This window comes from Streptomyces sp. NRRL F-5123 (assembly GCF_000721495.1).
GTDB lineage: Bacteria > Actinomycetota > Actinomycetes > Streptomycetales > Streptomycetaceae > Actinacidiphila.
In genome coordinates this window covers 41,842-65,807 of record NZ_JOHY01000003.1, presented here as the reverse complement: position 1 = coordinate 65,807, position 23,966 = coordinate 41,842, and the positions used below count along the sequence as shown (strand labels likewise).

19 protein-coding genes and 1 pseudogene are annotated in these 23,966 nt (G+C 74.4%); 9 read left to right on the top strand and 11 right to left on the bottom strand.

What is annotated here, in order from left to right; all coding sequences use genetic code 11:
• Positions 1-72 precede the first annotated feature (72 nt).
• Both IH54_RS39285 and IH54_RS0104050 read left to right on the top strand, forming a co-directional pair.
• Positions 73-1,792, top strand: a pseudogene (locus IH54_RS39285) (1-deoxy-D-xylulose-5-phosphate synthase).
• Positions 1,793-1,901: 109 nt separating this feature from the next.
• Positions 1,902-2,762: a DsbA family protein gene (locus tag IH54_RS0104050; protein ID WP_159011635.1), complete on the top strand. Its 861-nt coding sequence runs from the start codon at positions 1,902-1,904 to the stop codon at positions 2,760-2,762.
• A gap of 74 nt (positions 2,763-2,836) precedes the next feature.
• Here IH54_RS0104050 and IH54_RS0104045 read toward each other — a convergent pair whose 3' ends face one another.
• The 5 genes from IH54_RS0104045 to IH54_RS0104025 all read right to left on the bottom strand — a co-directional run bounded on the left by IH54_RS0104045 (position 2,837) and on the right by IH54_RS0104025 (position 9,213).
• Positions 2,837-4,966 carry a 3-hydroxyacyl-CoA dehydrogenase NAD-binding domain-containing protein gene (locus tag IH54_RS0104045; protein ID WP_031512876.1) on the bottom strand — a complete coding sequence of 710 codons (2,130 nt, stop codon included), beginning with the start codon at positions 4,964-4,966 and terminating at the stop codon, positions 2,837-2,839.
• Positions 4,963-6,183 (bottom strand): thiolase family protein, encoded by a 1,221-nt coding sequence (locus tag IH54_RS0104040; protein WP_031512875.1) that lies wholly within the window; start codon positions 6,181-6,183, stop codon positions 4,963-4,965. Before IH54_RS0104040 ends, IH54_RS0104045 begins: the two co-directional genes overlap by 4 nt.
• Before the next feature lie 109 nt (positions 6,184-6,292).
• Positions 6,293-7,543: a ribonuclease D gene (locus tag IH54_RS0104035; RefSeq protein WP_031512874.1), complete on the bottom strand. Its 1,251-nt coding sequence runs from the start codon at positions 7,541-7,543 to the stop codon at positions 6,293-6,295.
• A gap of 139 nt (positions 7,544-7,682) precedes the next feature.
• Positions 7,683-8,351: a response regulator transcription factor gene (locus tag IH54_RS0104030; protein ID WP_031512873.1), complete on the bottom strand. Its 669-nt coding sequence runs from the start codon at positions 8,349-8,351 to the stop codon at positions 7,683-7,685.
• A 223-nt stretch (positions 8,352-8,574) separates the two neighbouring features.
• Positions 8,575-9,213 carry a DUF3000 domain-containing protein gene (locus IH54_RS0104025; RefSeq protein WP_031512872.1) on the bottom strand — a complete coding sequence of 213 codons (639 nt, stop codon included), beginning with the start codon at positions 9,211-9,213 and terminating at the stop codon, positions 8,575-8,577.
• Between the two features lie 86 nt (positions 9,214-9,299).
• Here IH54_RS0104025 and hemE point away from each other — a divergent pair, with 86 nt between their 5' ends.
• Complete coding sequence (gene hemE, locus IH54_RS0104020; protein ID WP_031512871.1) at positions 9,300-10,358, top strand: uroporphyrinogen decarboxylase; 1,059 nt, start codon at positions 9,300-9,302, stop codon at positions 10,356-10,358.
• 19 nt (positions 10,359-10,377) lie between these two features.
• Here hemE and IH54_RS0104015 read toward each other — a convergent pair whose 3' ends face one another.
• Positions 10,378-11,643 (bottom strand): DUF4349 domain-containing protein, encoded by a 1,266-nt coding sequence (locus IH54_RS0104015; RefSeq protein ID WP_107060093.1) that lies wholly within the window; start codon positions 11,641-11,643, stop codon positions 10,378-10,380.
• Between the two features lie 135 nt (positions 11,644-11,778).
• Between IH54_RS0104015 and hemG the strand changes: the two genes are divergently transcribed.
• Both hemG and hemQ read left to right on the top strand, forming a co-directional pair.
• On the top strand, positions 11,779-13,266 hold the full coding sequence (hemG, locus tag IH54_RS0104010) for a protoporphyrinogen oxidase (protein WP_078861922.1): 1,488 nt from the start codon (positions 11,779-11,781) through the stop codon (positions 13,264-13,266).
• 4 nt (positions 13,267-13,270) lie between these two features.
• Positions 13,271-14,044 (top strand): hydrogen peroxide-dependent heme synthase, encoded by a 774-nt coding sequence (gene hemQ / locus IH54_RS0104005; RefSeq protein ID WP_031512868.1) that lies wholly within the window; start codon positions 13,271-13,273, stop codon positions 14,042-14,044.
• Positions 14,045-14,181: 137 nt separating this feature from the next.
• On the opposite strand, the gene IH54_RS0104000 is transcribed toward hemQ, so the two are convergent.
• Positions 14,182-14,889, bottom strand: a complete 708-nt coding sequence (locus IH54_RS0104000) for a peptidyl-tRNA hydrolase (RefSeq protein ID WP_031512867.1) — start codon at positions 14,887-14,889, stop codon at positions 14,182-14,184.
• A gap of 57 nt (positions 14,890-14,946) precedes the next feature.
• On the opposite strand from IH54_RS0104000, the gene IH54_RS47870 reads away from it, so the two are divergent.
• Together IH54_RS47870 and IH54_RS0103990 are read left to right on the top strand one after the other, a co-directional pair.
• Positions 14,947-16,635 (top strand): ABC transporter ATP-binding protein, encoded by a 1,689-nt coding sequence (locus IH54_RS47870; protein WP_063762193.1) that lies wholly within the window; start codon positions 14,947-14,949, stop codon positions 16,633-16,635.
• 505 nt (positions 16,636-17,140) lie between these two features.
• Positions 17,141-18,271: a glycoside hydrolase family 11 protein gene (locus IH54_RS0103990; RefSeq protein ID WP_420711705.1), complete on the top strand. Its 1,131-nt coding sequence runs from the start codon at positions 17,141-17,143 to the stop codon at positions 18,269-18,271.
• A gap of 61 nt (positions 18,272-18,332) precedes the next feature.
• Here IH54_RS0103990 and msrB read toward each other — a convergent pair whose 3' ends face one another.
• The 4 genes from msrB to IH54_RS0103970 form a co-directional block, all read right to left on the bottom strand.
• Positions 18,333-18,740: a peptide-methionine (R)-S-oxide reductase MsrB gene (msrB, locus tag IH54_RS0103985; protein WP_031512864.1), complete on the bottom strand. Its 408-nt coding sequence runs from the start codon at positions 18,738-18,740 to the stop codon at positions 18,333-18,335.
• Positions 18,741-18,750: 10 nt separating this feature from the next.
• On the bottom strand, positions 18,751-20,148 hold the full coding sequence (murC, locus tag IH54_RS0103980; RefSeq protein WP_031512863.1) for a UDP-N-acetylmuramate--L-alanine ligase: 1,398 nt from the start codon (positions 20,146-20,148) through the stop codon (positions 18,751-18,753).
• A 163-nt stretch (positions 20,149-20,311) separates the two neighbouring features.
• Positions 20,312-20,788, bottom strand: coding sequence for a hypothetical protein (locus tag IH54_RS0103975; RefSeq protein WP_031512862.1), 477 nt, complete (start codon positions 20,786-20,788; stop codon positions 20,312-20,314).
• Positions 20,789-21,047: 259 nt separating this feature from the next.
• Complete coding sequence (locus IH54_RS0103970) at positions 21,048-21,860, bottom strand: pyrimidine reductase family protein (protein ID WP_031512861.1); 813 nt, start codon at positions 21,858-21,860, stop codon at positions 21,048-21,050.
• 87 nt (positions 21,861-21,947) lie between these two features.
• Here IH54_RS0103970 and zapE point away from each other — a divergent pair, with 87 nt between their 5' ends.
• Together zapE and IH54_RS0103960 are read left to right on the top strand one after the other, a co-directional pair.
• Positions 21,948-23,030: a cell division protein ZapE gene (zapE, locus tag IH54_RS0103965; RefSeq protein ID WP_052397048.1), complete on the top strand. Its 1,083-nt coding sequence runs from the start codon at positions 21,948-21,950 to the stop codon at positions 23,028-23,030.
• Positions 23,031-23,102: 72 nt separating this feature from the next.
• Positions 23,103-23,960, top strand: coding sequence for a PPK2 family polyphosphate kinase (locus tag IH54_RS0103960; protein WP_031512859.1), 858 nt, complete (start codon positions 23,103-23,105; stop codon positions 23,958-23,960).
• Positions 23,961-23,966: the final 6 nt, after the last annotated feature.

Genomic DNA, 23,966 nt, shown 5'->3' with positions numbered 1-23,966 from the left:
GCGCCGGTAACCCGAACATTAGACTCTTGCGAAGGCCAGATCGGCCGGGAGCGACAGGCTAAGGAGGAACGGGTGGCACTGCTGACCCGTATCAACGGACCGCGCGACCTCGACCGGCTCAGCCCGCAGCAGCTCGTGGAGCTGTCCGCCGAGATCCGCTCCTTCCTCGTCGACGCGGTCTCGAAGACCGGCGGCCACCTCGGCCCCAACCTGGGCGTCGTGGAGCTGACCGTGGCCCTGCACCGGGTCTTCGACTCCCCGCGCGACCGCATCCTCTTCGACACCGGGCACCAGGCCTACGTCCACAAGCTGCTGACCGGACGGCAGGACTTCAGCCGGCTCAAGAGCACCGGCGGCCTGTCGGGCTACCCCTCGCGGGCCGAGTCCGAGCACGACGTGATCGAGAACAGCCACGCCTCCACGGTGCTGGGCTGGGCCGACGGGCTGGCCAAGGCCAACGAGCTGCTGCGCCGCGACGACCACGTGGTGGCCGTCATCGGCGACGGGGCGCTCACCGGCGGCATGGCCTGGGAGGCGCTCAACAACATCGCCGCGGCCAAGGACCGCCCGCTCGTCATCGTCGTCAACGACAACGAGTGGTCGTACTCGCCCACCATCGGCGGCCTCGCCAACCACCTGGCCACGCTGCGCACCACCGACGGCTACGAGCAGTTCCTCGCCCGCACCAAGGAGGTGCTGGAGCGCACCCCGCTCATCGGCCGCCCGCTCTACGAGACGCTGCACGGCGCCAAGAAGGGCCTGAAGGACTTCATCACCCCGCAGGGCATGTTCGAGGACCTGGGCCTGAAGTACCTCGGCCCGATCGACGGCCACGACGTCGAGGCCGTGGAGTCCGCCCTCCAGCGCGCCAAGCGCTTCCACGGGCCCGTCCTGGTGCACTGCATCACCGAGAAGGGCCACGGCTACACCCCGGCCGAGCGGGACCGCACCGACCGCTTCCACGGCATCGGCCCGATCCACCCCGACACCGGCCTGCCGCTGTCCGAGGGCGGCGCCGACTGGAGCGACCTTCCTCAACCGCGCCTTCGACCAGGTGCTGATGGACGTCGCCCTGCACAAGTGCGGCGTCACCTTCGTCCTGGACCGGGCCGGCGTCACCGGCAGCGACGGGCCCTCGCACAACGGCATGTGGGACATGTCGATCCTGCAGGTCGTCCCGGACCTGCGGATCGCCGCCCCGCGCGACGCCGAGCAGGTGCGGGCGCAGCTGCGGGAAGCCGTCGAGGTCCGCGACGCCCCCACCGTGGTCCGCTACTCCAAGGGCGCGGTCGGCCCCTCGGTGCCCGCGGTCGGCCGGATCGGCGGCATGGACGTGCTGCGCGAGCCGTCCGGCGGCGAGCGGCCCGACGTGCTGCTGGTGTCGGTCGGCGCGCTGGCCCCGATGTGCCTGGAGGTCGCCACGCTGCTCGACGCCCAGGGCATCACCAGCACCGTCGTCGACCCGCGCTGGGTCAAGCCGGTCGATGCCGAGCTGCCGGCGCTCGCGGCCCGGCACCGGCTCGTCGTCACCGTCGAGGACAACGGGCGGGCCGGCGGTGTCGGCTCGGCCGTCGCCCAGGCGCTTCGCGACGCCGAGGTGGACGTGCCGCTGCGGGACTTCGGCATCCCGCAGCGCTTCCTGGAGCACGGCTCCCGCAAGGACGTGCTGGCCGCCGTCGGCCTGACCGCGCCGGCCGTCGCACGCCAGGTCACGGGCGTGGTGGCGACCATCGACGGGCGCTTCGCCGACGAGGCCGCCGAGACGGTGTCCGCCGAGCCCGAGGCGGGCTGACCCCCGGCCCCGCCGCGGCCCGCGTCCCCCGGGAACCCCGTTTCCCGGGCGCGCGCGGCCGATGGTAGAAATGCGCGAAGGCAGTGCGGATGATCGAGGTGGCGTAGCAATGACGGAGTCCAAGGGGCCCGACACCAAGGGCGGTTCGGCAGCCCCGAAGAAGCAGCGCAAGGGCCCCGTCGCCCGGCTGCGGCCGTACGCGGTGGGGATAACGGCCATGGTCGTCGTCTTCGGCGTCTCCGCGCTGATCGGCGCCCATGTCCGGGCCGGCAAGGGTGACAAGGTCTCGGAGCCCACCGGCGCCGTGGCCGCGGCGCAGCCGCAGTCCGCGCAGGACGGCGCGACCCCGACGGCCACCCCCAGCGGCCCGAACCTGGACATCCCCGTGGCCCCGTCGGTGCCGGTCACCGTCACCGTGTTCGAGGATCTGCGCAGCCCCGACGCCAAGGCCTTCCAGGACGAGTACGCGGCGACCGTCCGGGAGCTGCTGGCCACCGGGCAGGTGCGCTTCCAGTACCGCCTGGTCACCGCGTCCGACGCGCAGTACGGCGGCACGGGAGCGGAGGTGGCGGCCAACGCCGCCGCGTGCGCGCAGGACCAGGGCCGCTTCAGCAGCTTCGTCGCCGAGGTGTGGAAGGTCCAGCCGACCGACCCCGAGGACGACGCGCTGGCGAGCGAGAGCCTGATGAAGAAGCTGGCCCGCAAGGCCGGCAAGATCAAGGCCGGCACCTTCGAGCCGTGCGTGGAGCAGCGCGACCACGCGGGCTGGGTGAAGAAGTCCCAGAGCGACTTCACCGCCTCCGGTTACGGAGCCGCGCCCGTCGTCCTCATCGACGGTGTCCAGGTCAAGGACGTCAAGACCCACCTGACGCCGGCGACGCTGCGCTCCCAGGTCGAGGCCGAGGTCGACAAGGTCGTGGCGGAGCGGGCCGCGAAGAGCACGGCCACCCCGCAGGCGGAGGCGAGCTGACCGCCCGCGCGCAGGCATGACGAAGGGGGGCCGGTCCACCGCGGTGGACCGGCCCCCCTTTCGCGTACCGCCCGTCAGACGGCCGGCACGCTCGCCACGCCCGGCGCCAGGAACGGCTTGCCGTTCACCCGCTGCGAGACGCCCTCGCGGTCCAGGTACGGCGTGATGCCGCCCAGGTGGAAGGGCCAGCCGGCGCCCGTGATGAGGCACAGGTCGACGTCCTGGGCCTCGGCGACGACGCCCTCGTCGAGCATCAGCCCGATCTCCTGGGCCACCGCGTCCAGCACCCGTTCGCGCACCTGCGTCTCGGTGAGGACGCTGTCGCCCTGCTCCAGCAGCGCGGCGACCTCCGGGTCCAGTTCGGGGCGGCCCGAGTCGTAGACGTAGAAGCCGCGCTTGCCGGCCTTGACGACGGTCGCCAGGTTCGGCGAGACGGTGAAGCGGTCCGGGAAGGCGGCGTGCAGGGTCTCCGAGACGTGCAGGCCGATCGCCGGGCCGACCAGCTCCAGCAGCACCAGCGGCGACATCGGCAGCCCCAGCGGCTCCACGGCCTTCTCGGCGACGGCGACCGGGGTGCCCTCGTCGATGACGTTCTGGATCTCGCCCATGAAGCGGGTCAGGATGCGGTTCACCACGAAGGCGGGCGCGTCCTTGACCAGCACCGCGGTCTTCTTCAGCTTCCTGGCCACGGCGAAGGCGGTCGCGAGCGACGCGTCGTCGGTGGTCTCGCCGCGGACGATCTCCAGCAGCGGCAGGATCGCGACCGGGTTGAAGAAGTGGAAGCCGACGACCCGCTCGGGGTGCTCCAGCTTCGCGGCCATCTCCGACACCGACAGCGACGAGGTGTTGGTCGCCAGGATCGCGTCCGGGCGCACCACCGCCTCAAGCTCGGCGAAGACCTGCTGCTTGACGCCCATCTCCTCGAAGACCGCCTCGATGACGAAGTCGGCGTCCCCGAAGGCCGCCGCCTTGTCCAGGTGCCCGGTCACGAGCGCCTTGTAGCGGTTGGCGGCGTCCTGCTTCAGCCGCCCCTTGGCGAGCAGCTTGTCGATCTCGGCGTGCACGTAGGCCACGCCCTTGTCGATACGCGGCTGGTCGATGTCGGTCAGCACGACCGGCACCTCCAGGCGCCGCACGAACAGCAGCGCCAGCTGCGAGGCCATCAGGCCCGCGCCCACGACGCCGACCTTCGCCACCGGGCGGGCCAGCGCCTTGTCGGGAGCGCCGGCCGGGCGCTTGGCGCGCCGCTGCACCAGGTTGAAGGCGTAGATGCCGCTGCGCAGCTCCCCGCCCATGATGAGGTCGGCGAGCGCCCGGTCCTCGGCCTCGAAGCCCTGCCGCAGGTCGCCGCCGCGGGCCGCCGAGACGATCTCCAGCGCGCGGTAGGCCGCGGGGGCGGCGCCGTGCACCTTGCCGTCGGCGATGGCGCGCCCGCGGGCCACCGCGGCGTCCCAGGCCTCGCCGCGGTCCACCTCGGGGCGGACGACCTCGATCTCGCCGGTGAGGACGGACGCGGTCCACGCGAGCGACTGCTCCAGGAAGTCCGCGGCCTCGAACAGCGCGTCGGCGATGCCCAGTTCGAACACCTGCGGGCCCTTGAGCTGGCGGTTCTGGTTGAGAGAGTTCTCGATGATCACGGTGACCGCGCGGTCGGCGCCGATCAGGTTCGGCAGCAGGGTGCAGCCGCCCCAGCCGGGCACCAGGCCGAGGAAGACCTCGGGCAGCGAGAAGGCGGGCACCGACGCGGACACCGTGCGGTAGGTGCAGTGCAGGCCCACCTCGACGCCGCCGCCCATGGCCGCGCCGTTGTAGTACGCGAAGGTGGGCACGGCGAGGGTCGACAGCCGCTTGAAGACGTCGTGGCCGCCGCGGCCGATGGCCAGCGCGTCCTCGTGCCGCCCCAGCAGCTCCACGCCCTTGAGGTCGGCGCCGACCGCGAAGATGAACGGCTTGCCGGTGATGCCGACACCCGTGATCGCGCCCTCGGCGGCCTCCTTCTCGACCTGGTCGATCGCCGCGTCCAGGTTGGCGAGCGACTGCGGGCCGAAGGTGGTGGGCTTGGTGTGGTCCAGGCCGTTGTCGAGGGTGATGAGCGCGAAGCGCCCGGCGCCGGGCAGCTCCAGGTGCCGCACCTGCGCGGACGTGACGACCTCGCCGGGGAAGAGCTCGGCCGCGCCCTTGAGGAGTTCGGTGGTGGTGCTCACTTGACGCTCCCGTCGAAGTTCGGGTTCTCCCACACGACCGTGCCGCCCATGCCGAAGCCGACGCACATGGTGGTGATGCCGTAGCGCACCTCGGGGTGCTCCTCGAACTCCCGGGCCAGCTGCGTCATCAGCCGCACCCCGGAGGAGGCCAGCGGGTGGCCGTAGGCGATGGCGCCGCCGTACGGGTTGACGCGCGGGTCGTCGTCGGCGATGCCGTAGTGGTCGAGCAGCGACAGCACCTGCACCGCGAAGGCCTCGTTGACCTCGATGAGGCCGATGTCCTCCATGGTCAGCCCCGCGCGGGACAGCGCCTTCTCGGTGGCCGGGATCGGGCCGATGCCCATGACCTCCGGCTCGACGCCCGCGAAGGCGTACGCCACCAGGCGCATCCTGACCGGCAGCGCCAGCTCGCGGGCGACCTCCTCCGCGGCCAGCAGCGAAGCGGTGGCGCCGTCGTTGAGGCCCGCGGAGTTGCCCGCCGTGACGCGGCCGTGCGGCCGGAAGGGGGTCTTGAGGGCGGCCAGCTGCTCCAGTGTGGTGCCCGGCCGCATCGGCTCGTCGGCGGTGGCCAGGCCCCAGCCCGTCTCCCCGCCCTCGGGCGTGGTGCGGCGGATCGCGACCGGGACCAGGTCCGGCTGGATCTTGCCGTCGGCGTACGCCTTGGCGGCCTTCTCCTGGCTGCGCACCGCGTACTCGTCCGCGCGCGCCTTGGTGAGGGCCGGGAAGCGGTCGTGCAGGTTCTCCGCCGTCATGCCCATGAACAGCGCGGACTCGTCGACCAGCTTCTCCGACACGAAGCGCGGGTTCGGGTCGACGCCCTCGCCCATCGGGTGCCGTCCCATGTGCTCGACACCGCCCGCGACCACCACGTCGTAGGCGCCGAACGCGATGCCGCCGGCCGTCGTCGTCACGGCCGTCATGGCGCCCGCGCACATGCGGTCGATCGAGAAGCCGGGCACGGTCGTCGGCAGCCCCGCCAGGATGCCGGCCGTGCGGCCCAGGGTCAGGCCCTGGTCCCCGATCTGCGTGGTCGCGGCGACCGCGACCTCGTCGATACGGGCCGGGTCCAGGCCCGGGTTGCGCCGCAGCAGTTCCCGGATGCACTTGATGACCAGGTCGTCGGCCCTGGTCTCGTGGTAGATGCCCTTCGGGCCCGCCTTGCCGAACGGGGTACGGACGCCGTCGACGAAGACGACGTCCCTCGCAGAACGCGGCACGACTAGCTCCCTCATATGTGTGTTCACTCGCCTCCCGGGACATGCTACTCGCGGGTAACCGAACGGGACAGTGCGACCCCGCGAAGCGGCGCAGGTCACACCGGAAGGGTTACTGGCCCGCGGCGGGGCGGGCGGTGAGGGCCTTCGTGATGAGCGGAGTGGTCAGCTGCACCTGCCAGGGGCGGGCACCCAGGTCGGCCAGTACCGCGGCCACCGCTTCGGGGGTGAGGTCGGCCGGCGGGGCCCAGCAGACCCGGCGGACGGTGTCCGGGGTGATCAGGTTCTCCTGCGGCATGTGCAGCTCGTCGGCCATGGCCGACACCGCGGCGCGGGCCGCCGACAGCCGGGCGGCCGCGGCCGGGTCCTTGTCCGCCCACGCGCGCGGCGGCGGCGGGCCGGTGTAGGCGGCGGTGGGCTGCGGCAGCTCGCGCTCCGGCAGGCCGCGGGCGCGGTCCACCGCCGCCTGCCACTGGTCGAGCTGGCGGCGGCCCATGCGGTGCCCGAAACCGGGCAGCGCGGCCAGGGCGTGCACGTTCGGCGGGCTCTCCAGTGCGGCGGTGACGATCGCGGCGTCGCTCAGCACCCGGCCGGGGGAGATGTCCCGCTCGCGCGCCGCCCGGTCGCGGGCCAGCCACAGCTCGCGCACCACACCGATCTGCCGCCGGCGGCGCACCTTGTGCATTCCCGACGTGCGGCGCCACGGGTCCACCCGGGGAGCCGGCGGCGGGGCCGCGGCGATGGCCGCGAACTCCTGCAGCGCCCACTCCAGCTTGCCCTGCTCGCGCAGCTCCTGCTCCAGCGCGTCCCGCAGGTCCACCAGCAGCTCGACGTCCAGCGCGGCGTACCGCAGCCAGGGCTCGGGCAGCGGGCGGGTCGACCAGTCCACCGCGGAGTGGCCCTTCTCCAGCGCGTAGCCGAGCACCTGCTCCACCATCGCGCCGAGCCCCACCCGCGGGAAGCCGGCCAGCCGGCCGGCCAGCTCGGTGTCGAAGAGCGAGGAGGGGCGCATGCCCAGCTCCGCGAGGCACGGGAGGTCCTGGGTGGCGGCGTGCAGCACCCACTCCGTGCCGCTCAGCGCGGCGTCCAGCGTGGACAGGTCGGGGCATCCCACGGGGTCGATCAGCGCGGTCCCTGCTCCGGCGCGGCGCAGCTGGACCAGGTAGGCCCGCTGCCCGTAGCGGTAGCCGGAGGCACGCTCGGCGTCGACGGCGACCGGACCCGTACCCGCGGCGAAGGCCGCGACGACCTCTGCGAGAGCCTCCGGGTCTGCGGTCACCGGCGGGATTCCCTCGCGCGGGTCCAGCAGCGGGACCGGCGCCGCCGCGGTCTCAGCGGATGCGATGTCTTGGGCGTCGGTCACCTGTCAAGGGTAGCCTTGCGCCGCACCTGCCGGTGGGGCTTGCCCTGTTCGTCCGGTTACGCCGGATTCGTCGGGTGGCGCGGCGCGGGTGCGTCGGCCAGGGGGCGGAACGTTACGCCCCCTGCGGCGGCGCGTCGGGTCAGTGGATGATGCCGGTGCGCAGTGCGACGGCGACCATCCCCGCGCGGTCGCCCGTCCCGAGCTTGCGCGCGATCCGCGCGAGGTGGCTCTTGACGGTCAGCGCGGACAGGCCCATCGAGACGCCGATGGCCTTGTTGGACTGCCCCTCGGCGACGAGCCTGAGCACCTCCACCTCGCGCCCGGACAGCTCGCGGTAGCCGTTGCCGGGGTGGCCCCCTGCGCCCGGCGGGCGGCGCTGCATGCGGGCGGCGGTCGCGCCGAGCGGGGCGAGCCCGGGGCGGCCGGCGAGGGAGCCGGGGGTGTTGCGGGTGCCGGTCACCACATAGCCCTTCACACCGCCCGCGAGGGCGTTGCGCACCGCGCCGATGTCGTCGGCGGCGGAGAGGGCCAGGCCGTTGGGCCAGCCCGCCGCGCGGGTCTCGGCGAGCAGGGTGAGCCCGGAGCCGTCGGGCAGGTGGACGTCGGCGACGCAGATGTCGCGGGGGTTACCGACCCGGGGACGGGCCTCGGCGATCGACGAGGCCTCGATCACGTCGCGAACCCCGAGCGCCCACAGGTGTCGGGTCACCGTGGAGCGTACGCGGGGGTCGGCCACGACGACCATGGCCGTCGGCTTGCTGGGACGGTAGGCGACCAGGCTCGTGGGCTGCTCGAGAAGAACGGACACCGGGCCTCCTGTGGCAAAGGGGACTGAAAGGGTCACAGTTTCCTTCGGCAGCAAGTGGCCCGGCCTTTAGGGAAAGATCACGATTTGTTGCACATTATTTCCGGCAAATCGGACGGCCGATCGAACGCCAGAGCTGCCCGCCCCGCACGGCCCTCCCGACGCCCCCTCAGGCGGGGCCCGCACGGCGCCCGTACGGGCCCCGGCACGGCCCGCGCCCGGGCCCTCAGGTGCGGCGCTTGGGGAGCGGCACGACGCCCGCCGTGCCGCGCGCCGGGGAGTCCTCGGCCGGCGGCAGGCCCGCGCACGCGCACAGCAGGTCGCACCACGCGGCCAGGTGCGCGGTGACGTCGATCAGCCCGCCTGCCCGCTCCTGCGGCGTCCACGAGGCGCGCAGCTCGATCCTGGTCTCGTCGGGGCGGTCGCCCAGGCCGCCGAAGAAGTGCGACGACGCGCGCGAGACCGTACCGCTCGGCTCGCCGTGGCCGGCGCCGCGCGCGGCGAGCGCACCCGTCAGCCACGACCAGCTGACCTCCGGCAGCAGCGGGTCGCCGGCCATCTCCGGCTCCAGCTCCGCCCGGGCCAGCGTGACCATCCGGAAGGTGCCGGACCAGGCGTCGTGGCCCTGCGGCTCGTGCAGCAGCACCACCCGCCCGTCGGCCAGCTCCTCCCCGTCCGCGTCCGCGAGCACCGTCGCCTCCAGCGCGTAGGCGTACGAGGCGAGCCGGCGCGGCGCGGCCACCTCCTCGATCCGCACCTGCGACCGCACCCGCGCCTCCCGCAACGCGTCCACCGCATGCCGAAAAGGAAAGGGGACCCCGCTGTCCTCGCCGACCTCGCCGACCCGTCCATGCACCGCTGCCATGCCCGGAAGACTAGGGCGCGCCCGGCGTCCGCGTGCGCAACAACACCCGAGGCCCCGTAACCGGTCTCTCCGCGCCCCGTGGGAGGATGCGGGGTGTGAGCACGCATCAGCAGACCGCTGCATCCCCGTTCATCCGCGCCTGCCGGAACGAGCCGGTACCGCACACCCCGGTGTGGTTCATGCGCCAGGCGGGCAGGTCGCTGCCCGAGTACCACAAGGTGCGCGAGGGCGTCCCCATGCTGGAGTCGTGCATGCGGCCCGACCTGATCGCGGAGATCACACTGCAGCCGGTCCGGCGGCACAAGGTGGACGCGGCGATCTACTTCAGCGACATCATGGTGCCGCTCAAGGCGATCGGCCTGGACCTGGACATCAAGCCGGGTGTGGGGCCCGTCGTCGCCGACCCCTTCCGCAGCCGGGAGGACCTGGCGCGGCTGCGCGACCTCGAACCCTCCGACGTCGCCTACGTCACCGAGGCCGTCGGCATGCTCACCGCCGAACTGGGGGAGACCCCGCTGATCGGCTTCACCGGCGCGCCCTTCACGCTGGCCAGCTACCTCGTCGAGGGCGGCCCGTCGCGCAACCACGAGCGCACCAAGGCGCTCATGTACGGCGACCCCCAGCTGTGGCACGACCTGCTCGACCGGCTCGCCGACATCACCGCGTCCTTCCTGAAGGTGCAGATCGAGGCGGGTGCGAGCGCCGCCCAGCTCTTCGACTCCTGGGCCGGCGCGGTGTCCCCGGCCGACTACCGGCGCCATGTGCTGCCCGCGTCCGCGAAGGTCCTGGGGGCCGTCGAGGGCTACGGGGTGCCGCGCATCCACTTCGGCGTCGGCACCGGCGAGCTGCTGGGCCTGCTGGGCGAGGCGGGTGCCGACGTCGTCGGCGTCGACTGGCGGGTGCCGCTGGACGAGGCCGCCCGCCGCGTCGGTCCCGGCAAGGCCCTGCAGGGCAACCTGGACCCGGCGGTGCTCTTCGCGCCGACCGCGGTCGTCGAGGAGAAGGCCCGCGAGGTGCTGGACGCCGCCGCGGCCGCGGGCACCGGCCACATCTTCAACCTCGGCCACGGCGTCATCCCCAGCACCGACCCGGACGCCCTCGGCCGCCTGGTGGAGTTCGTGCACCGCACCACGCAGACGGCCTGAGGACACCCGGCCCCGCCGGTCACCCGGCGGGCGGCTCCTCCTTCCCCGGCCCGTTCCCCGGACCCTGCGGCGGCACCGGCGGCGCTGCCGGAGCGGGCGGTACGGGAGGAGCCGCGGACGGGGTGCCGACGCGCGCCACCGGCGCCCCGGGCGCCCGCCACGGGTCGGCGGCGTCCGCACCCTGCTGCTCCCGCGGGTAGCGCGGCAGCCCGCCGGGTCCGCGCAGCGTCGGGGCGTCCGGGTCCGGCTCGCGCCTCGGCCACCACCGGCGGCGCACCTCGCGGTAGGCCAGCCACAGCGCCGCCAGGGCGAGCAGGAAGGGCAGGGCCACCGCCAGTACGACCAGGACGACCCGAAGGGCCACGTAGAAGGCGTTCCAGCCGTCGCGCAGCGCGTGGCCGACCGAGGTCCAGAAGCCGTCGTGGTGGGCCTTGGGCGCCTTCTTGTGCACGGGCTCGGCGGGCGGCTCGCTCAGGCTGAGCGTGATGGTGGCCAGGTTGGTCTGGTCCTGCAGCGACGCCTGCTGGGCCTCCAGCGACTCCAGCGCCGCCTCGCGGGTGCTCAGCTCGCTCTCCAGCGCGACGACCTCGGTCAGGTCCGTCGCCTTGTCCATGAGCCCGCGCACCCGCGCCACGCTGGCCTGCTGCGACTTCACCCGGCTCTGCACGTCCACCACCTGGCCGGTGACGTCCTGGACGCTGACCTTCCGGGAGAGCAGGCTGCCGAGCCCGGAGAGCCGTTCGAGCAGGGCGTCGTAGCCGGCGGGCGGGACACGCAGCTGGACGCTGGAGGTGACGCGGCCGTCCGTGCCCGTCGTGGTGTCCTCGTCGCCGGAGTAGCCGCCGGCGTCGGCCGCGAAGGACTTGGCCTGCCGGAGCGCGTCGCTGACGTGCGGGGTGCGGACGCTCAGGTTCGCCGTACGGATCAGGTACGACGCGGACGGGTGCGGTGTCCTGCCCGCGTCGGAGCCGGACGAGCCGGCGGACGGCGTGGCCTTTCCGGCGGGGCCCTCGTCCTGGACGGCACCGGTGCTGTCCTTCGCGCTCCCGGAGCCCGGTGCGGCCACCGCCGGGCCCTCCGCGCTGTCGCGCTTGCCGGAGCTGCTGGAACCGCTGGAACTGTCGGAGTGGTCGGACGACGCGCTGCACCCGGCGACGGCGAGCGCCCCCGCCAGCAGCAGCGCGGCGACCGCGGCCGCCCGGCGGCGGCCCCGTCGTGCCCGGCGGGAGCCGGGCGGATAGGCGCCCGGCACGCCGGGCGCGGCCTGTCTCACACTGACTCTCATCGTGAAATCCCCCCAGAGACACGGTTGTCGAGCGGAAGTGCAGGTTTGACGGGAGTGTCGCGCAGCTCGTTCCGCGACTGCGGTACCGGCGCCATCACGGTCCGAACTCGATCCGGCGTCTGAGACAGTGGACGTATGAGCGACACGCACTCCGGCCCGGCCGCGGCGGCATCCCGCGGACACGCAAGCGATCCCGTGGAAGGGAAGCCTCCGGCCCGTGTGGTGGTCGTCGGCGGCGGCATCTCCGGGCTCGCCGCGGCCCACCGGCTGGCCGGCGCGGGGGCGCGGGTCACGGTGCTGGAGGCCTCCGCACGGCTCGGCGGCAAGCTGCACGCCGACGAGATCGCCGGGGTCCCGGTCGACCTGGGAGCCGAGTCGATACTCGCCCGCCGCCCGGAGGCGGTGGCCCTGGCCCGCGAGGTCGGGCTCGGCGGCGACCTGGAGTCGCCGGCCGTGCTGGGCGCCACGGTGTGGACCCGCGGGCGGCTGCGGCCGATGCCGAAGGGCCATGTGATGGGCGTGCCGGGCGACCTCGGACCGCTCGCCGCCTCCGGCGTGATCTCGGCCGCGGGCCTGGCCCGCATCCCGTTCGACCACGTCCTCCCGCGCACCCCGGTCGACGGGGACGTGGCCGTGGGCGCGTACGTCGCCGCCCGGCTCGGCCGGGAGGTCGTCGACCGGCTCGTCGATCCGCTGCTCGGCGGCGTCTACGCGGGCAACGCGTACGAGACCTCGCTGCGCGCCGCGGTGCCGCAGCTCTGGGCCGCCGCCACTGCGGGGCGCTCCCTCATCGAGGAGGCCCGCGCGCTCCAGCGCAGGGCCGCCGCCTCCACCACGGCCGGCCCGGTCTTCAACGGGCTGCGCGGCGGTCTCGGGCGGCTGCCGCTCGCGGTCGCCGACGCCTGCCGGGCGCTGGGGGTCGCCGTCGAGACCGGGGCGCGGGTGCGCGAGCTGCAGCGCACGGGCCCGCACGGCTGGCGGGTCCGGCTCGCCGACCGCGCGATCGACGCCGACGCCGTGCTGCTCGCGGTGCCCGCGCCCGCCGCCGCCCGGCTGCTGGAGGGCGAGTCGCCGGCCGCCGCGGCGGAGCTGTCCGGCGTGGACTACGCGAGCATGGCGCTGGTGACGATGGCCTTCCGGCGCGCCGACCTGGCAGTGCTGCCGCAGTCCAGCGGTTTCCTGGTGCCGCCGGTGGACGGCCGGACGATCAAGGCCTCGACCTTCTCCAGCCGCAAGTGGGGTTGGCTGGACGAGGCGGGCGGCGACACCGTGGTTCTGCGCACCTCCGTCGGGCGCTTCGGCGACGAGGGCGACCTCGCGTGGGACGACACCGACCTGGTGCGGCTGTCCCGCGAGGACCTGGAGCAGGCGGTCGGGCTGCGGGCCGCGCCGGTCGCCGCCCGGGTCACCCGGTGGGACGGCGGCCTGCCGCAGTATCCGGTGGGCCACCTGGACCGGGTCGCCCGGATCCGCGAGCACGTCGGCAAGCTGCCCGGGCTCGAGGTCTGCGGCGCGCTCTACGACGGCGTCGGCATCCCGGCCTGCATCGGCAGCGGGCAGCGGGCCGCGGACGGCCTGCTGGCCACCCTGCTGCCCGCCGGGACGGGCGGCGCGGGAGAATAGCCGCATGACCGACTCCACTCCTGCCGACGCCCCCGTCCCCGCCGACGCCGCCGCCGGCGATTCCACTGCCGCGCACGCCAAGGCCCCCCACGCGGGCAAGAAGGCCAAGGACCTCAACGAGGTCATCCGCTACACCCTGTGGTCGGTCTTCCGGCTCCGCGCCCCGCTCCCGGAAGACCGCTCCGGCTACGCGGAGGAGGTCGACGAGCTGTTCGCGCAGCTCGCCGGCAAGGACGTCACGGTCCGCGGCACGTACGACCTGTCCGGGCTGCGGGCGGACGCCGACCTGATGATCTGGTGGCACTCCGAGACGTCCGAGGCGCTCCAGGAGGCCTACAACCTCTTCCGCCGCACGCGGCTGGGCCGCGCGCTGGAGCCGGTGTGGTCGAACATGGCGCTGCACCGCCCCGCGGAGTTCAACAAGTCGCACATCCCGGCCTTCCTCGCCGACGAGCACGCGCGCGACTACGTGAGCGTCTACCCGTTCGTCCGCTCGTACGACTGGTACCTGCTGCCCGACGAGGACCGCCGCCGTATGCTCGCCGACCACGGCAAGATGGCCCGCGGCTTCCCGGACGTGCGCGCCAACACCGTCGCGTCCTTCTCGCTCGGCGACTACGAGTGGATCCTCGCCTTCGAGGCCGACGAGCTGCACCGGATCGTCGACCTCATGCGGCACCTGCGTGCCTCCGAGGCGCGCCGGCACGTCCGCGAGGAGGTGCCCTTCTACACCGGGCGCCGCCGCGACGTCGCCGACCTGGTCGCCGGCCTCGCCTGAGCCCCGTCCGCAGGGCCCGGTCCCTCGCGGGGCCGGGCCCTGCGGACGTCATCCGTGCGCGTCCCCCTGCTCCCTGGGGCGGTGCGTTCCCTTGCGGGAGGCCGCGCGGGTCACCGCGAGGGCAGGCCGGGGCGCGGTCAGGCGTGGGAGCTGCGCAGGGCGGGGTGGTCGGCGACGACGGTCGCCGAGCCGGGGGCGATCTCCGTGAAGCCCGCGTCCCTTACCAGGGGGAGGGCGGAGGACGCCAGGGCGGGCCAGTCGACGGGGGGCGCCGTGCGTACGGCCAGGGGGAAGCCCGCCGCCCGCCAGGCCGCGCGCGCGGCGGCGTCGAGATCCCACCAGGCGAGCTGCGCCCCGTGCCCGGCCTGCGCCATGGCCTTGCCCGCGGACATCGTGACCTCGGGGTTGAGCCACAGCACCGGCTCGGCGGCGGCGGGCGGCGGCGGGGGCGCGGGGTCGTCGAGTTCGGTGCCCGAGACCTGGAGCTTGGCGAGGTCCTTGGGCCAGCCGTCGAGCGGGACCGGCGGGTAGACCCGCACCTCGGCCGCGCGGCCGGTCACCGTGATGCCGGGCAGCGCCTCGGCCCGCCGCCACTCCGCACCCCGCGCGCGCCGGACGACCTTGCGGATCCGGGCGTCCTGCCAGTCGTGGACGGGCTGCGCCCACTCCCCGTCTTCGGCCGTGGCGCGCTCGTCGGACAGCAGGGTGAGGACGGCGCGCGCGGCGGTCTCCAGCGCGTCGGTGCGCTCCGGCGGGGCTTCCCGCTCGATCCGTACGACGAGCGGCAGGACGAACTGCGGCGCCGCGTCCCGCTCGGCGGCGCTGTGCTGGAAGGGGCTGGTCACGGGCCAAGTCTGCCACCGCCGCTTGGCGCACCGCGGCGGGTGGTCCAAGATGGGCCCGTGCACGCGACCGTACTGCGACTCGACGGTGTCGGGCGGCGCTACGGGCTGCGCGGGCCGTGGGTGCTGCGGGACGTCGCGCTGGAGCTGCTGGCCGGCGCGCTGGTGCGGGTCGAGGGCGTGAACGGCAGCGGCAAGTCGACGCTGCTGCGGCTCCTCGCCGGGGTCGACCGCCCCACCGCAGGACGCGTCACCGGGCGCCCCGCCGCCTCCACCGCGTACGTCCCCGAGCGCTTCCCGGCCGCGCTGCCCTTCCCCGCGCTGCGCTACCTGACGCACCTCGGCGCCGTCCGCGGCCTGCCCGCCGCGACCGCACGGGCGCGGGCCGCGTACTGGCTGGAAAGCTTCGGTGTCGCCGGATACGCCCGCACCCCGCTCGACGAGCTGTCCAAGGGCACCTGCCAGAAGGTCGCGATCGCCCAGGCGCTGCTCGCCGACCCCGGACTGCTGGTGCTCGACGAGGCGTGGACGGGCCTGGACACCGCTGCCCGCGCCACGCTGGACGCCGCGGTGCGGGCCAGGACCGCGGCGGGCGGCACGGTCGTCTTCGTCGACCACGACCCGCGCCGGCTGGCCGGTGAGCAGGACGTCACGGTGACCGTCGACGCCGCGGCGGGCCGGGTCGGGACGCGCCCGCGCACACCGGCGGGCGCCGCGCCGCCGCCGGGGCGCGTGCTGATCGAGGCCGAGGGCACCGGCGAACTCCCCGCGGGCGTACGCCCGTACGCGCTCCCCGGCGCGCCCCCGGCCCGCCTCGTCCTGCCCGCGGCGGCCTCCGACGCGGCCCTGCGCACCCTGCTGACCGCGGACCCGCCCTGGCACATCACCACGGTCCGACCCGCGTCCCGGACCGAGCCTGCGCCCGAGCCTGCGCCCGAGCCCGTGCCCGTGCCCGTGCCGGATGCCGCGGTTGCCGGGCCCGCGGAGCCGTCGCTCCCGGCGCCGGACGCCGCCGCGGCCGCGGCTCCTCCGGCTCCCCTTCCCGCCGGGCAACCGGGCGGCGGATGGCGGCGGGGCGGGGCGCTGGTGCGGTATCAAGCCGCGCTGCTGGCCCGCTCGCACCGGTGGCTGGCGCCGTTGCTGGGGTACGGCGCGGTCATGGCCGTCGGGGTCGGGGGCGGGGAGCCGGTGCTCGGCTCGATGGGGTACGCCGCCGCGCTGCTTCTGCCCGTGACCGCGTGGCTGGTGCGGGTGTGCGTGCGGAACGAGCCTGCCGCCGCGCGTGCCTGCACCGCCTCCGCGGTCGGACCGGGGCGGGCGCACGCCGGGGCGCTGGCCGTCGGGGTGGGCGCCGCCGCGCTGCTGGGCGCGGCCGGGACCGCGCTGGTCGCCGCCGTCAGCGGGGCGCATTCCGACGATCTGGGTACCGCCGTCGCGGTGGGGCCGGCGGCGCTCGCCGGGTTGCTGGCCGCGGTGGTGGCGGTGCTGCTCGGTGGAGCGGTGGGGGCGCTGACCAACCCGCCGCTGGTGCGCGGCACGGGCTGGTCGCTGCTGGTGACGGCGCTGGGCGCGGGCGCGGTACTGCTGGTGTCCGGGTCGCCCGCGCAGGCCGCGGTCACCGGTCTGGTCACCGGCTCGCGCACGGGCGCGGTGCACTACCCGCTGCTGCCGCTCGCCCTCGCGGCGGCCGCCGCGGCCGCCGCGGGCCTGCTCTCCTGCGCGGCCGTCTCCCGCCTCGGCGCGGAGTAGCCGGCGCGGCCCGTAGCGCCCGCGCACCGGACGCCGCGTCCGTACGCGCCCGCGGCAGCCCCGTACCGAACGATTCCGGCCACGGTCGAAGAGCCGGTTCTTCTCGGTGGCAACAGTCATCGAAACTTTCGAAGCAGTGCGCGCCGTTCCGGCCGTCACGTGCCCTGCCCATCGCGGGAGTTGGCCGTTCAGGGTCGTCCCGGCGCCACAAGTGGCCGATGATCAGCGGAGATCACCTGTCCATTGCATCCCCGTGGACAGAAAGATTTCGAAATTTCTACCGAAAGTGTTGACACCCGGAGGGCGCGGTCCAGACTGTTCCGCGTCACCGGTGACGAGTTGCCGGCGATCCGGGCCGCATCCCTTCGGGCCCGGGACTCCGGCCGCGGCACGCTCGGCGGTCGGAGTGCGTGCCATGCCCCTGCCGCGTCAGGCCCTCCCCGGCCCGGCGCGGCCGGGACGACGGCACGCAACCGCCCCCCACATCCGTGCAAGGAGGAACCCAGTGAGTTTGCTGAACCGCGTCATGCACCCCAGACGCCCCGTCATGGCGGCCGTCCGGGGTCTTGCCGCCGTGGCGCTGTCGGTCATGGTCGCTTTCGCGCTCCCCGGCGCGGCCCACGCCGACACGACGGTCAACACGAACAGCACCGGCACCAACAACGGGTACTTCTACTCGTTCTGGAGCCAGAACAGCGGCCAGGCCTCGATGACGATGGGCTCCGGCGGCCAGTACAGCACCACGTGGAACAACGTGACCAACTTCGTGGCCGGCAAGGGCTGGAACCCGGGCACGACCGGGGCCGTGACCTACTCGGGCTCGTGGAATTGCAACGGCAACTGCTACCTGTCGCTGTACGGCTGGACGACGAACCCGCTGATCGAGTACTACATCGTCGACAACTACGGGAACTACAACCCGAGTTCCGGTGCCACCAAGCTGGGGTCGGTCAACAGTGACGGCAGCACGTACGACCTGTACCGGACGCAGCGCGTCAACCAGCCGTCCATCGAGGGCACCGCGACGTTCTACCAGTACTGGGCCATCCGCCAGGCGAAGCGCACCGGCGGCACCATCACGGTGTCGAACTTCTTCAACGCGTGGGCGCAGGCGGGTCTGAACCTCGGCACCCCGAACTACGAGATCCTGGCCACCGAGGGCTACGGGTCCTCCGGCAGCTCCAACATCACCGTCAGCAGCGGCGGCGGCAGCACCACCGGCGGCAGCACCACCGGCGGCACGACGGGCGGCACGACCGGCGGGACCACCGGGGGCACGACCGGCGGGACGACGGGCGGCACCACCGGCGGGACGACCGGGGGCACGGGCGGCAGCGGCTGCTCGGCGGCCTTCACCAACTCCTCCGACTGGGGTGCCGGCTTCACCGGTGCGGTGAGCGTCAAGAACAACGGCTCCTCGGCCATCAACGGCTGGACCGTCAAGCTGACCTTCCCGGGCAACCAGACCGTCACCAACCTGTGGAGCGGCAGCTACACGCAGTCCGGCAACACGGTGACCGTGACGAACGCCAGCTACAACGGGAACCTGGGCGGCGGCGCGAGCACGTCCTTCGGCTTCAACGCCAACTACTCGGGCAGCAACGGCGCCCCGACCGTCTCCTGCACCACGAGCTGACCACCGGCAGACGGACAAGGGGGCGGGTACCGGAATCCCCCGGTGCCCGCCCCCCCGCGCGTCACTCCCCGGCGGGGGCCAGCCGCAGCGAGATCGAGTTGATGCAGTAGCGCTGGTCCGTCGGCGTGGGGTAGCCCTCGCCCGCGAAGACGTGGCCCAGGTGCGATCCGCAGCGCGCGCAGCGCACCTCGGTGCGGACCATGCCCATGGCGCGGTCCTCGATCAGCTCGACCGCGTCGCTGTCGGCCGGGTCGTAGAACGACGGCCACCCGCAGTGCGACTCGAACTTCGTGCCGGAGCGGAAGAGCTCGGCGCCGCACGCGCGGCACTCGTACACGCCCTCGGTCTTGGTGTCGGTGTACTCACCGGTGAAGGGGCGCTCGGTGCCGGCCTGCCGCAGAACCGCGTACTCCTGCGGGGACAGCTCCTCGCGCCACTGCTCGTCGGACTTGTTCACTTCGTACGGCATGGAGGTCCTCTCAGCTGCCGAGGCGGGCCAGAATCCGCGGTCCGAGGTCGGTCACGTCGCCCGCCCCCATGGTGAGAACGAGATCGCCGGGCTTCGCCATTCCTGCCACCAGCTCCGCGACCGCCTCGCGGTCCGGCTCCGGGGTCACGTCGGCGCCCGCCGCACGCGCCGCCTCGACGATGATCGCGCTGGTCACCCCGGGGATGGGGTCCTCGCGCGCCGGGTAGATCTCCAGTACCACGGAGGCGTCGGCGAGCGCGAGCGCGCCGCCCATCTCCTTGCCCAGCTCGCGGGTGCGGCTGAAGAGGTGCGGCTGGAAGACCACGAGCACCCGGCCGCCGTCCGCGGCGGCGCGGATCGCCTCCAGGTCGGCGGTCATCTCGGTCGGGTGGTGCGCGTAGGAGTCGATGACCTGCACGCCCGCGGCCTCGCCCTTGAGCTGGAGGCGGCGCTTGACGCCGGTGTACGACGCGAGCGCGGGCGCCAGCTCCTCGGCGGGCACCCCGAGGGCGATGCCGGCGGCGAGCGCGGCGGCCGCGTTGAGCGCGTAGTGCCGGCCGGGCACCGAGACGGTGAAGGCCAGCTCCCGGCCGTCCGCGAGAACGGCGGTGACCTCGCTGGTGAGGCCGCGCGGGGTGACGGACGTGACCCGCAGTCCGGCGGTGGGCGCCTCGCCGACCGTGAGGACGTGCAGGCCCTCGGCGCCGGCCACCCGCCGGGTCAGCTCCACGGCGCCCGCCTGGTCGGCGGAGACGACGAGCGTGCCGCCGGGGCGGATCTTGCCGACGAAGGTCACGAAGGAGTCGTAGATCTCCTCCATCGACGCGTAGTTCGCGTGGTGGTCCAGCTCCACGTTGAGCACCACCGCGACCTCGGGGTCGTAGGCGTGGAAGCTGCGGTCGCTCTCGTCGGCCTCGGCCACGAAGAGGTCGCCGGCGCCGTGGTGGGCGTTGGAGCCGGGGGCGTCGAGGTCGCCGCCGATCGCGTAGGACGGGGCCAGGCCCAGCGTGCCGAGGGCGACGGCCAGCATCGACGTGGTCGTCGTCTTCCCGTGCGTGCCGGCCACCGCGACCGGGCGGGTGCCGGCCATCAGCGCGGCCAGCGCGTCGCTGCGGTGCACGACCGGCAGGCCGCGCTCGCGGGCCGCCGCGAGCTCCGGGTTCTCCGCGCGGATCGCGCTGGAGACGACCACCGCAGTGGCGTCCGGCGCGAGATTCCCCGCGGCGTGGCCGATGTGCACGGTCGCGCCGAGCGCCCGCAGCGCGGCCGCCGTCTCCGACTCGCGCGCGTCGCTGCCCGCCACCGCCGCGCCGCGCTGCGCGAGGATCTTCGCGATGCCCGACATCCCTGCGCCGCCGATCCCGATGAAGTGCGGTCGGTCCAGGGTGGGCGGAACGGTCGGGCTCATACGCGCATCTCCAAGGGGTGGCCGGGTCGTCCACGGACGGGTCAGCCGATTCTCGCACTGCCGGGCGTGCCGCTTCGCGCACCCGCGGGGCTCCGGTGCGACGCGGCCGGGCGCGCCCGCCGCCCGAGGGCTCAGCGGCGGCGGGCGCGGACCGGGCGCCCGCTCACTCGTCGTCGTCCTGCTGGGCGAAGAGCTTCAGCACCGGCACGCCCACCTTGTGGCGGGCCCTGGAGGTCCAGTCGCGGTGGAAGAACTCCTCGACGAAGTGCGGCGCCGTCAGCACGATCACCTCGTCCGCGTGCGTGCGCTCGACCACCGACTTGAGGACGTCCAGCGGGTGCTTCTGGATGATCTCGCCGACCGCCTCGGCCCCGGCGGTGCGCAGCTGGTCGACGGAGGCGGCGAGCGCCAGCTCGGCGGGCTTGTAGGCCTGCTCGCCCTCCGGTACGTCGTTCTCCCGCGCGGCCTCCTCCAGGTGGCCCAGCGCCACGTCGTCCACCGCCCGCAGCAGCCGGTCCTGGTCGCCGCGGGGCTGCATCAGCACCACGAACGAGACCGGATCCTCACCGTGCAGGGTGGTGACGAGCTCCACGTCGGCGGGGGCGAGCGCCTTCTCGATCATGAGTACGGTCGTGAACACGGACGCGTCCTTCTTTCTCAGGGGCCACTCGGCCGCCCTGCAAACCATCCTGCCCCGATCTTCACAGGGCACCGCTATGAGTCTTCCCGAGCGACACCAAGCGGAACGTGGGAATCCGCTTTTTACGGCTCACCCTTGCCCCGGGGGGCGTACGGCGCGGCGCCGGGTTTACGCGAGCCGCATGCCGGCCCGCCCGGTGTGCGGCGCCGGGGGCCGCGGGTTGACGGGTGCAGGCGGGTGGGGACGGGGCGGTTGCGTGCTACGCGCGGACGTACCGCGTGAAGAGGAAGCCGTCCTCCTCCAGGACCGACCGCGGGGCGTAGCGGGCCGGGCCCGGGACGGCGGGGCCGTTCATGATCCGCGGCGCCCCGCCGCCCAGGAGCAGCGGCGCCACCGTCAGGCACAGCTCGTCGACGGCGCCGGCCGCCGCGAACTGCGCCAGCAGCCGCGGTCCGCCCTCGTGCAGCAGCCGCGGGTAGCCGCGCGCGGCCAGCTCGGCGACGGCGCGGAGCGGGTCGACCCCGGTGCCGTCACCGTCCGCCTCCGCCGCGACGACCACCTCGGCGCCCGCCGCCCGTGCCGCGACCAGCCGCTCGCGCGGCGCCGCCGCCCCCGTCAGGACCAGCGTCGGGACGAGCGGCTCGCGGAAGAGCGGGCTGCCGAAGTCCAGGTCGAGGCTTCGGGTGACCACCGCGACCGCCGGGGCCGGCGCCTGGCCCGCGGCCGCCCGCCGGCCGGCGAACTCCTTGCGCGCCCTGCCCGGCCGGTAGCCCTCGCGGCGCGCGGTCTCGGCGCCCACCACGACCACGTCGGCCAGCGCCCGCAGCACCCCGAAGATCCGCATGTCGGCGGGGGAGGACAGCGGCGCGGACTTGCCGTCGGCGACCGCGGCCCCGTCCAGCGAGCCGACCATGTTCGCCCGCAGCCAGGGGCGGCCCTCCGCCACCGAGGCCGGATACGCGTAGAAGTCCGCGAGACCGACCGGGGTGTCCAGGTCCGGTTCCGCGGGCCCGCCGGGCACGCCGGAGGGCTCCGCGTCCGCCGCCCCGGCGGGTGGGTACAGACGCCGCATACCCGCGATCCTCCCACGTCCCGAAGTGGCGCGCCCCACGGTGCCCCGGCACGTGGGCGTCCGCCGGAGGGACTACCCTGGACAGTCGTGACAGCACTGCCGTCGTACGAATCCGTCCTGCTCAGCCCGGTCGCGCTGAGCGGCCGCACGCCGCATGTCGACACGGGGCGGCTCGTCGCCGAGATGGTGCCCCCGCCGCGCTTCGACGGGGTCCGCTTCGAGACGTACGTCGCGGACCCCGCGCAGCCGAGCCAGGCGGCGGCCGTCGCGAGGCTGCGTGAATTCGCCCGGCAGGACGCCCCGCAGGCCCGCCGCCGCTGGTTCCGCAGCGCGCCGCCCGCACACCCCGCCGGCGGGGTGTATCTCGACGGCGGCTACGGCGTCGGCAAGACCCACCTGCTGGCCTCGCTCTGGCACGCCACCCCGGCGCCCCGCGAGCGCAAGGCCTTCGGCACCTTCGTCGAGCTGACGAACCTGGTCGGCGCGCTCGGCTTCCAGCCCGCCGTGGCGGCCCTCAAGGACCACCGGCTGCTGTGCATCGACGAGTTCGAGCTCGACGACCCCGGCGACACCGTGCTGGTCTCCACTCTCCTCGGCAAGCTCGCGGACGCGGGCGTACGGCTCGCGGCGACGTCCAACACGCTGCCGGGCAGGCTCGGCGAGGGGCGCTTCGCCGCCGCCGACTTCATGCGCGAGATACAGGGCCTGTCCGCGCGCTTCACCAGCATCAGGATCGACGGCGAGGACTACCGGCACCGCGGCCTGCCGCAGGCGCCCGAGCCCTACGCCGACGAGCAGGTGACGCGCGCCGCCCTCGGCACCCCCGGCGCGGCCCTCGACGACTTCGCGGAGCTGTCCGCGCACCTCGCGACCGTCCACCCGAGCCGCTACGGGGCGCTGTGCGACGGCGTGGAAGCGCTCTTCCTGCGCGGGGTCACCGAGGTCACCGACCAGGCGACCGCGCTGCGCGTGGTGGTGCTCGCCGACCGGCTCTACGACCGCGAGGTCCCCGTGATGGCCTCCGGCGTGCCCTTCGACCGGCTCTTCTCGGCGGAGCTGCTGTCCGGCGGCTACCGCAAGAAGTACTTCCGGGCCGTCTCGCGGCTCACCGCGCTGGCCCGCGACGCCGCCGCCCGCGGCGGACGCGCGGACGCCGGCTCGGCCGGCTGACCGGCGCTGCCCCGGGCCGCCCCGCGCTGCCCCGGGCTGGCGGAACGGTGCGGTCCGGCGCACGATCGGTGCATGGCGACCCACACGGCAGCCCCCGACCTGCGGTCGCTGCTGCGGCTGCCGCCCGGCCCGGTCGACCTGGCCGGTTACGGTACCCGGCGGACCCCCGGCGCCCCGGCGGGCGGAAAGGCGGGCGCGCGGGCCGAGACCGAGCGCGTACGGGCGCTGCTCGCCCGGTGGCAGGAGCGGCTCTTCGCGCAGAGCACCGCGGGCGATCCGCGCTGCCTGCTGCTCGTCCTCCAGGGCATGGACACCTCCGGCAAGGGCGGCACCGTCAAGCACGTCGCCTCCGGCCTGAACCCGGCGGGCGTCCGCGTCACCGCCTTCAAGGCGCCGACCCCCGAGGAGCGGCGGCACTCCTTCCTGTGGCGCATCCGGCGGGCGGTGCCGGGGCCCGGCGAGATCGGCGTCTTCGACCGCTCGCACTACGAGGACGTGCTGGCCGCCCGGGTCCGCGGCCTCGTCCCGCGCGCCACCTGGGCCCGCCGCTACGGCGTCATCAACCGCTTCGAGCAGTCGCTCGCCGACGACGGCGTCACCGTGGTGAAGGTCTTCCTGCACATCGGCCCCGGCGAGCAGCGCAGCCGGCTGCTCGCCCGGCTCGACAACCCGGCCAAGCACTGGAAGTTCACCGCGGGCGACATCGCCGACCGCGCGCTGTGGCCCGCCTACCAGGAGGCGTACGAGGCGGCGCTGGAGCGCTGCGGCACCGCGACGGCGCCCTGGTACCTGGTGCCCGCGGACCGCAAGTGGTACCGCAACTGGGCGGTCGCCCAGCTCCTCCTGGAGCACCTGGAGCTGATGGACCCGCACTTCCCGCCCGCGGACTTCGACGTCGAGGCGGCCCGCACGGCGCTCCTGGCGACCTGACGGAGC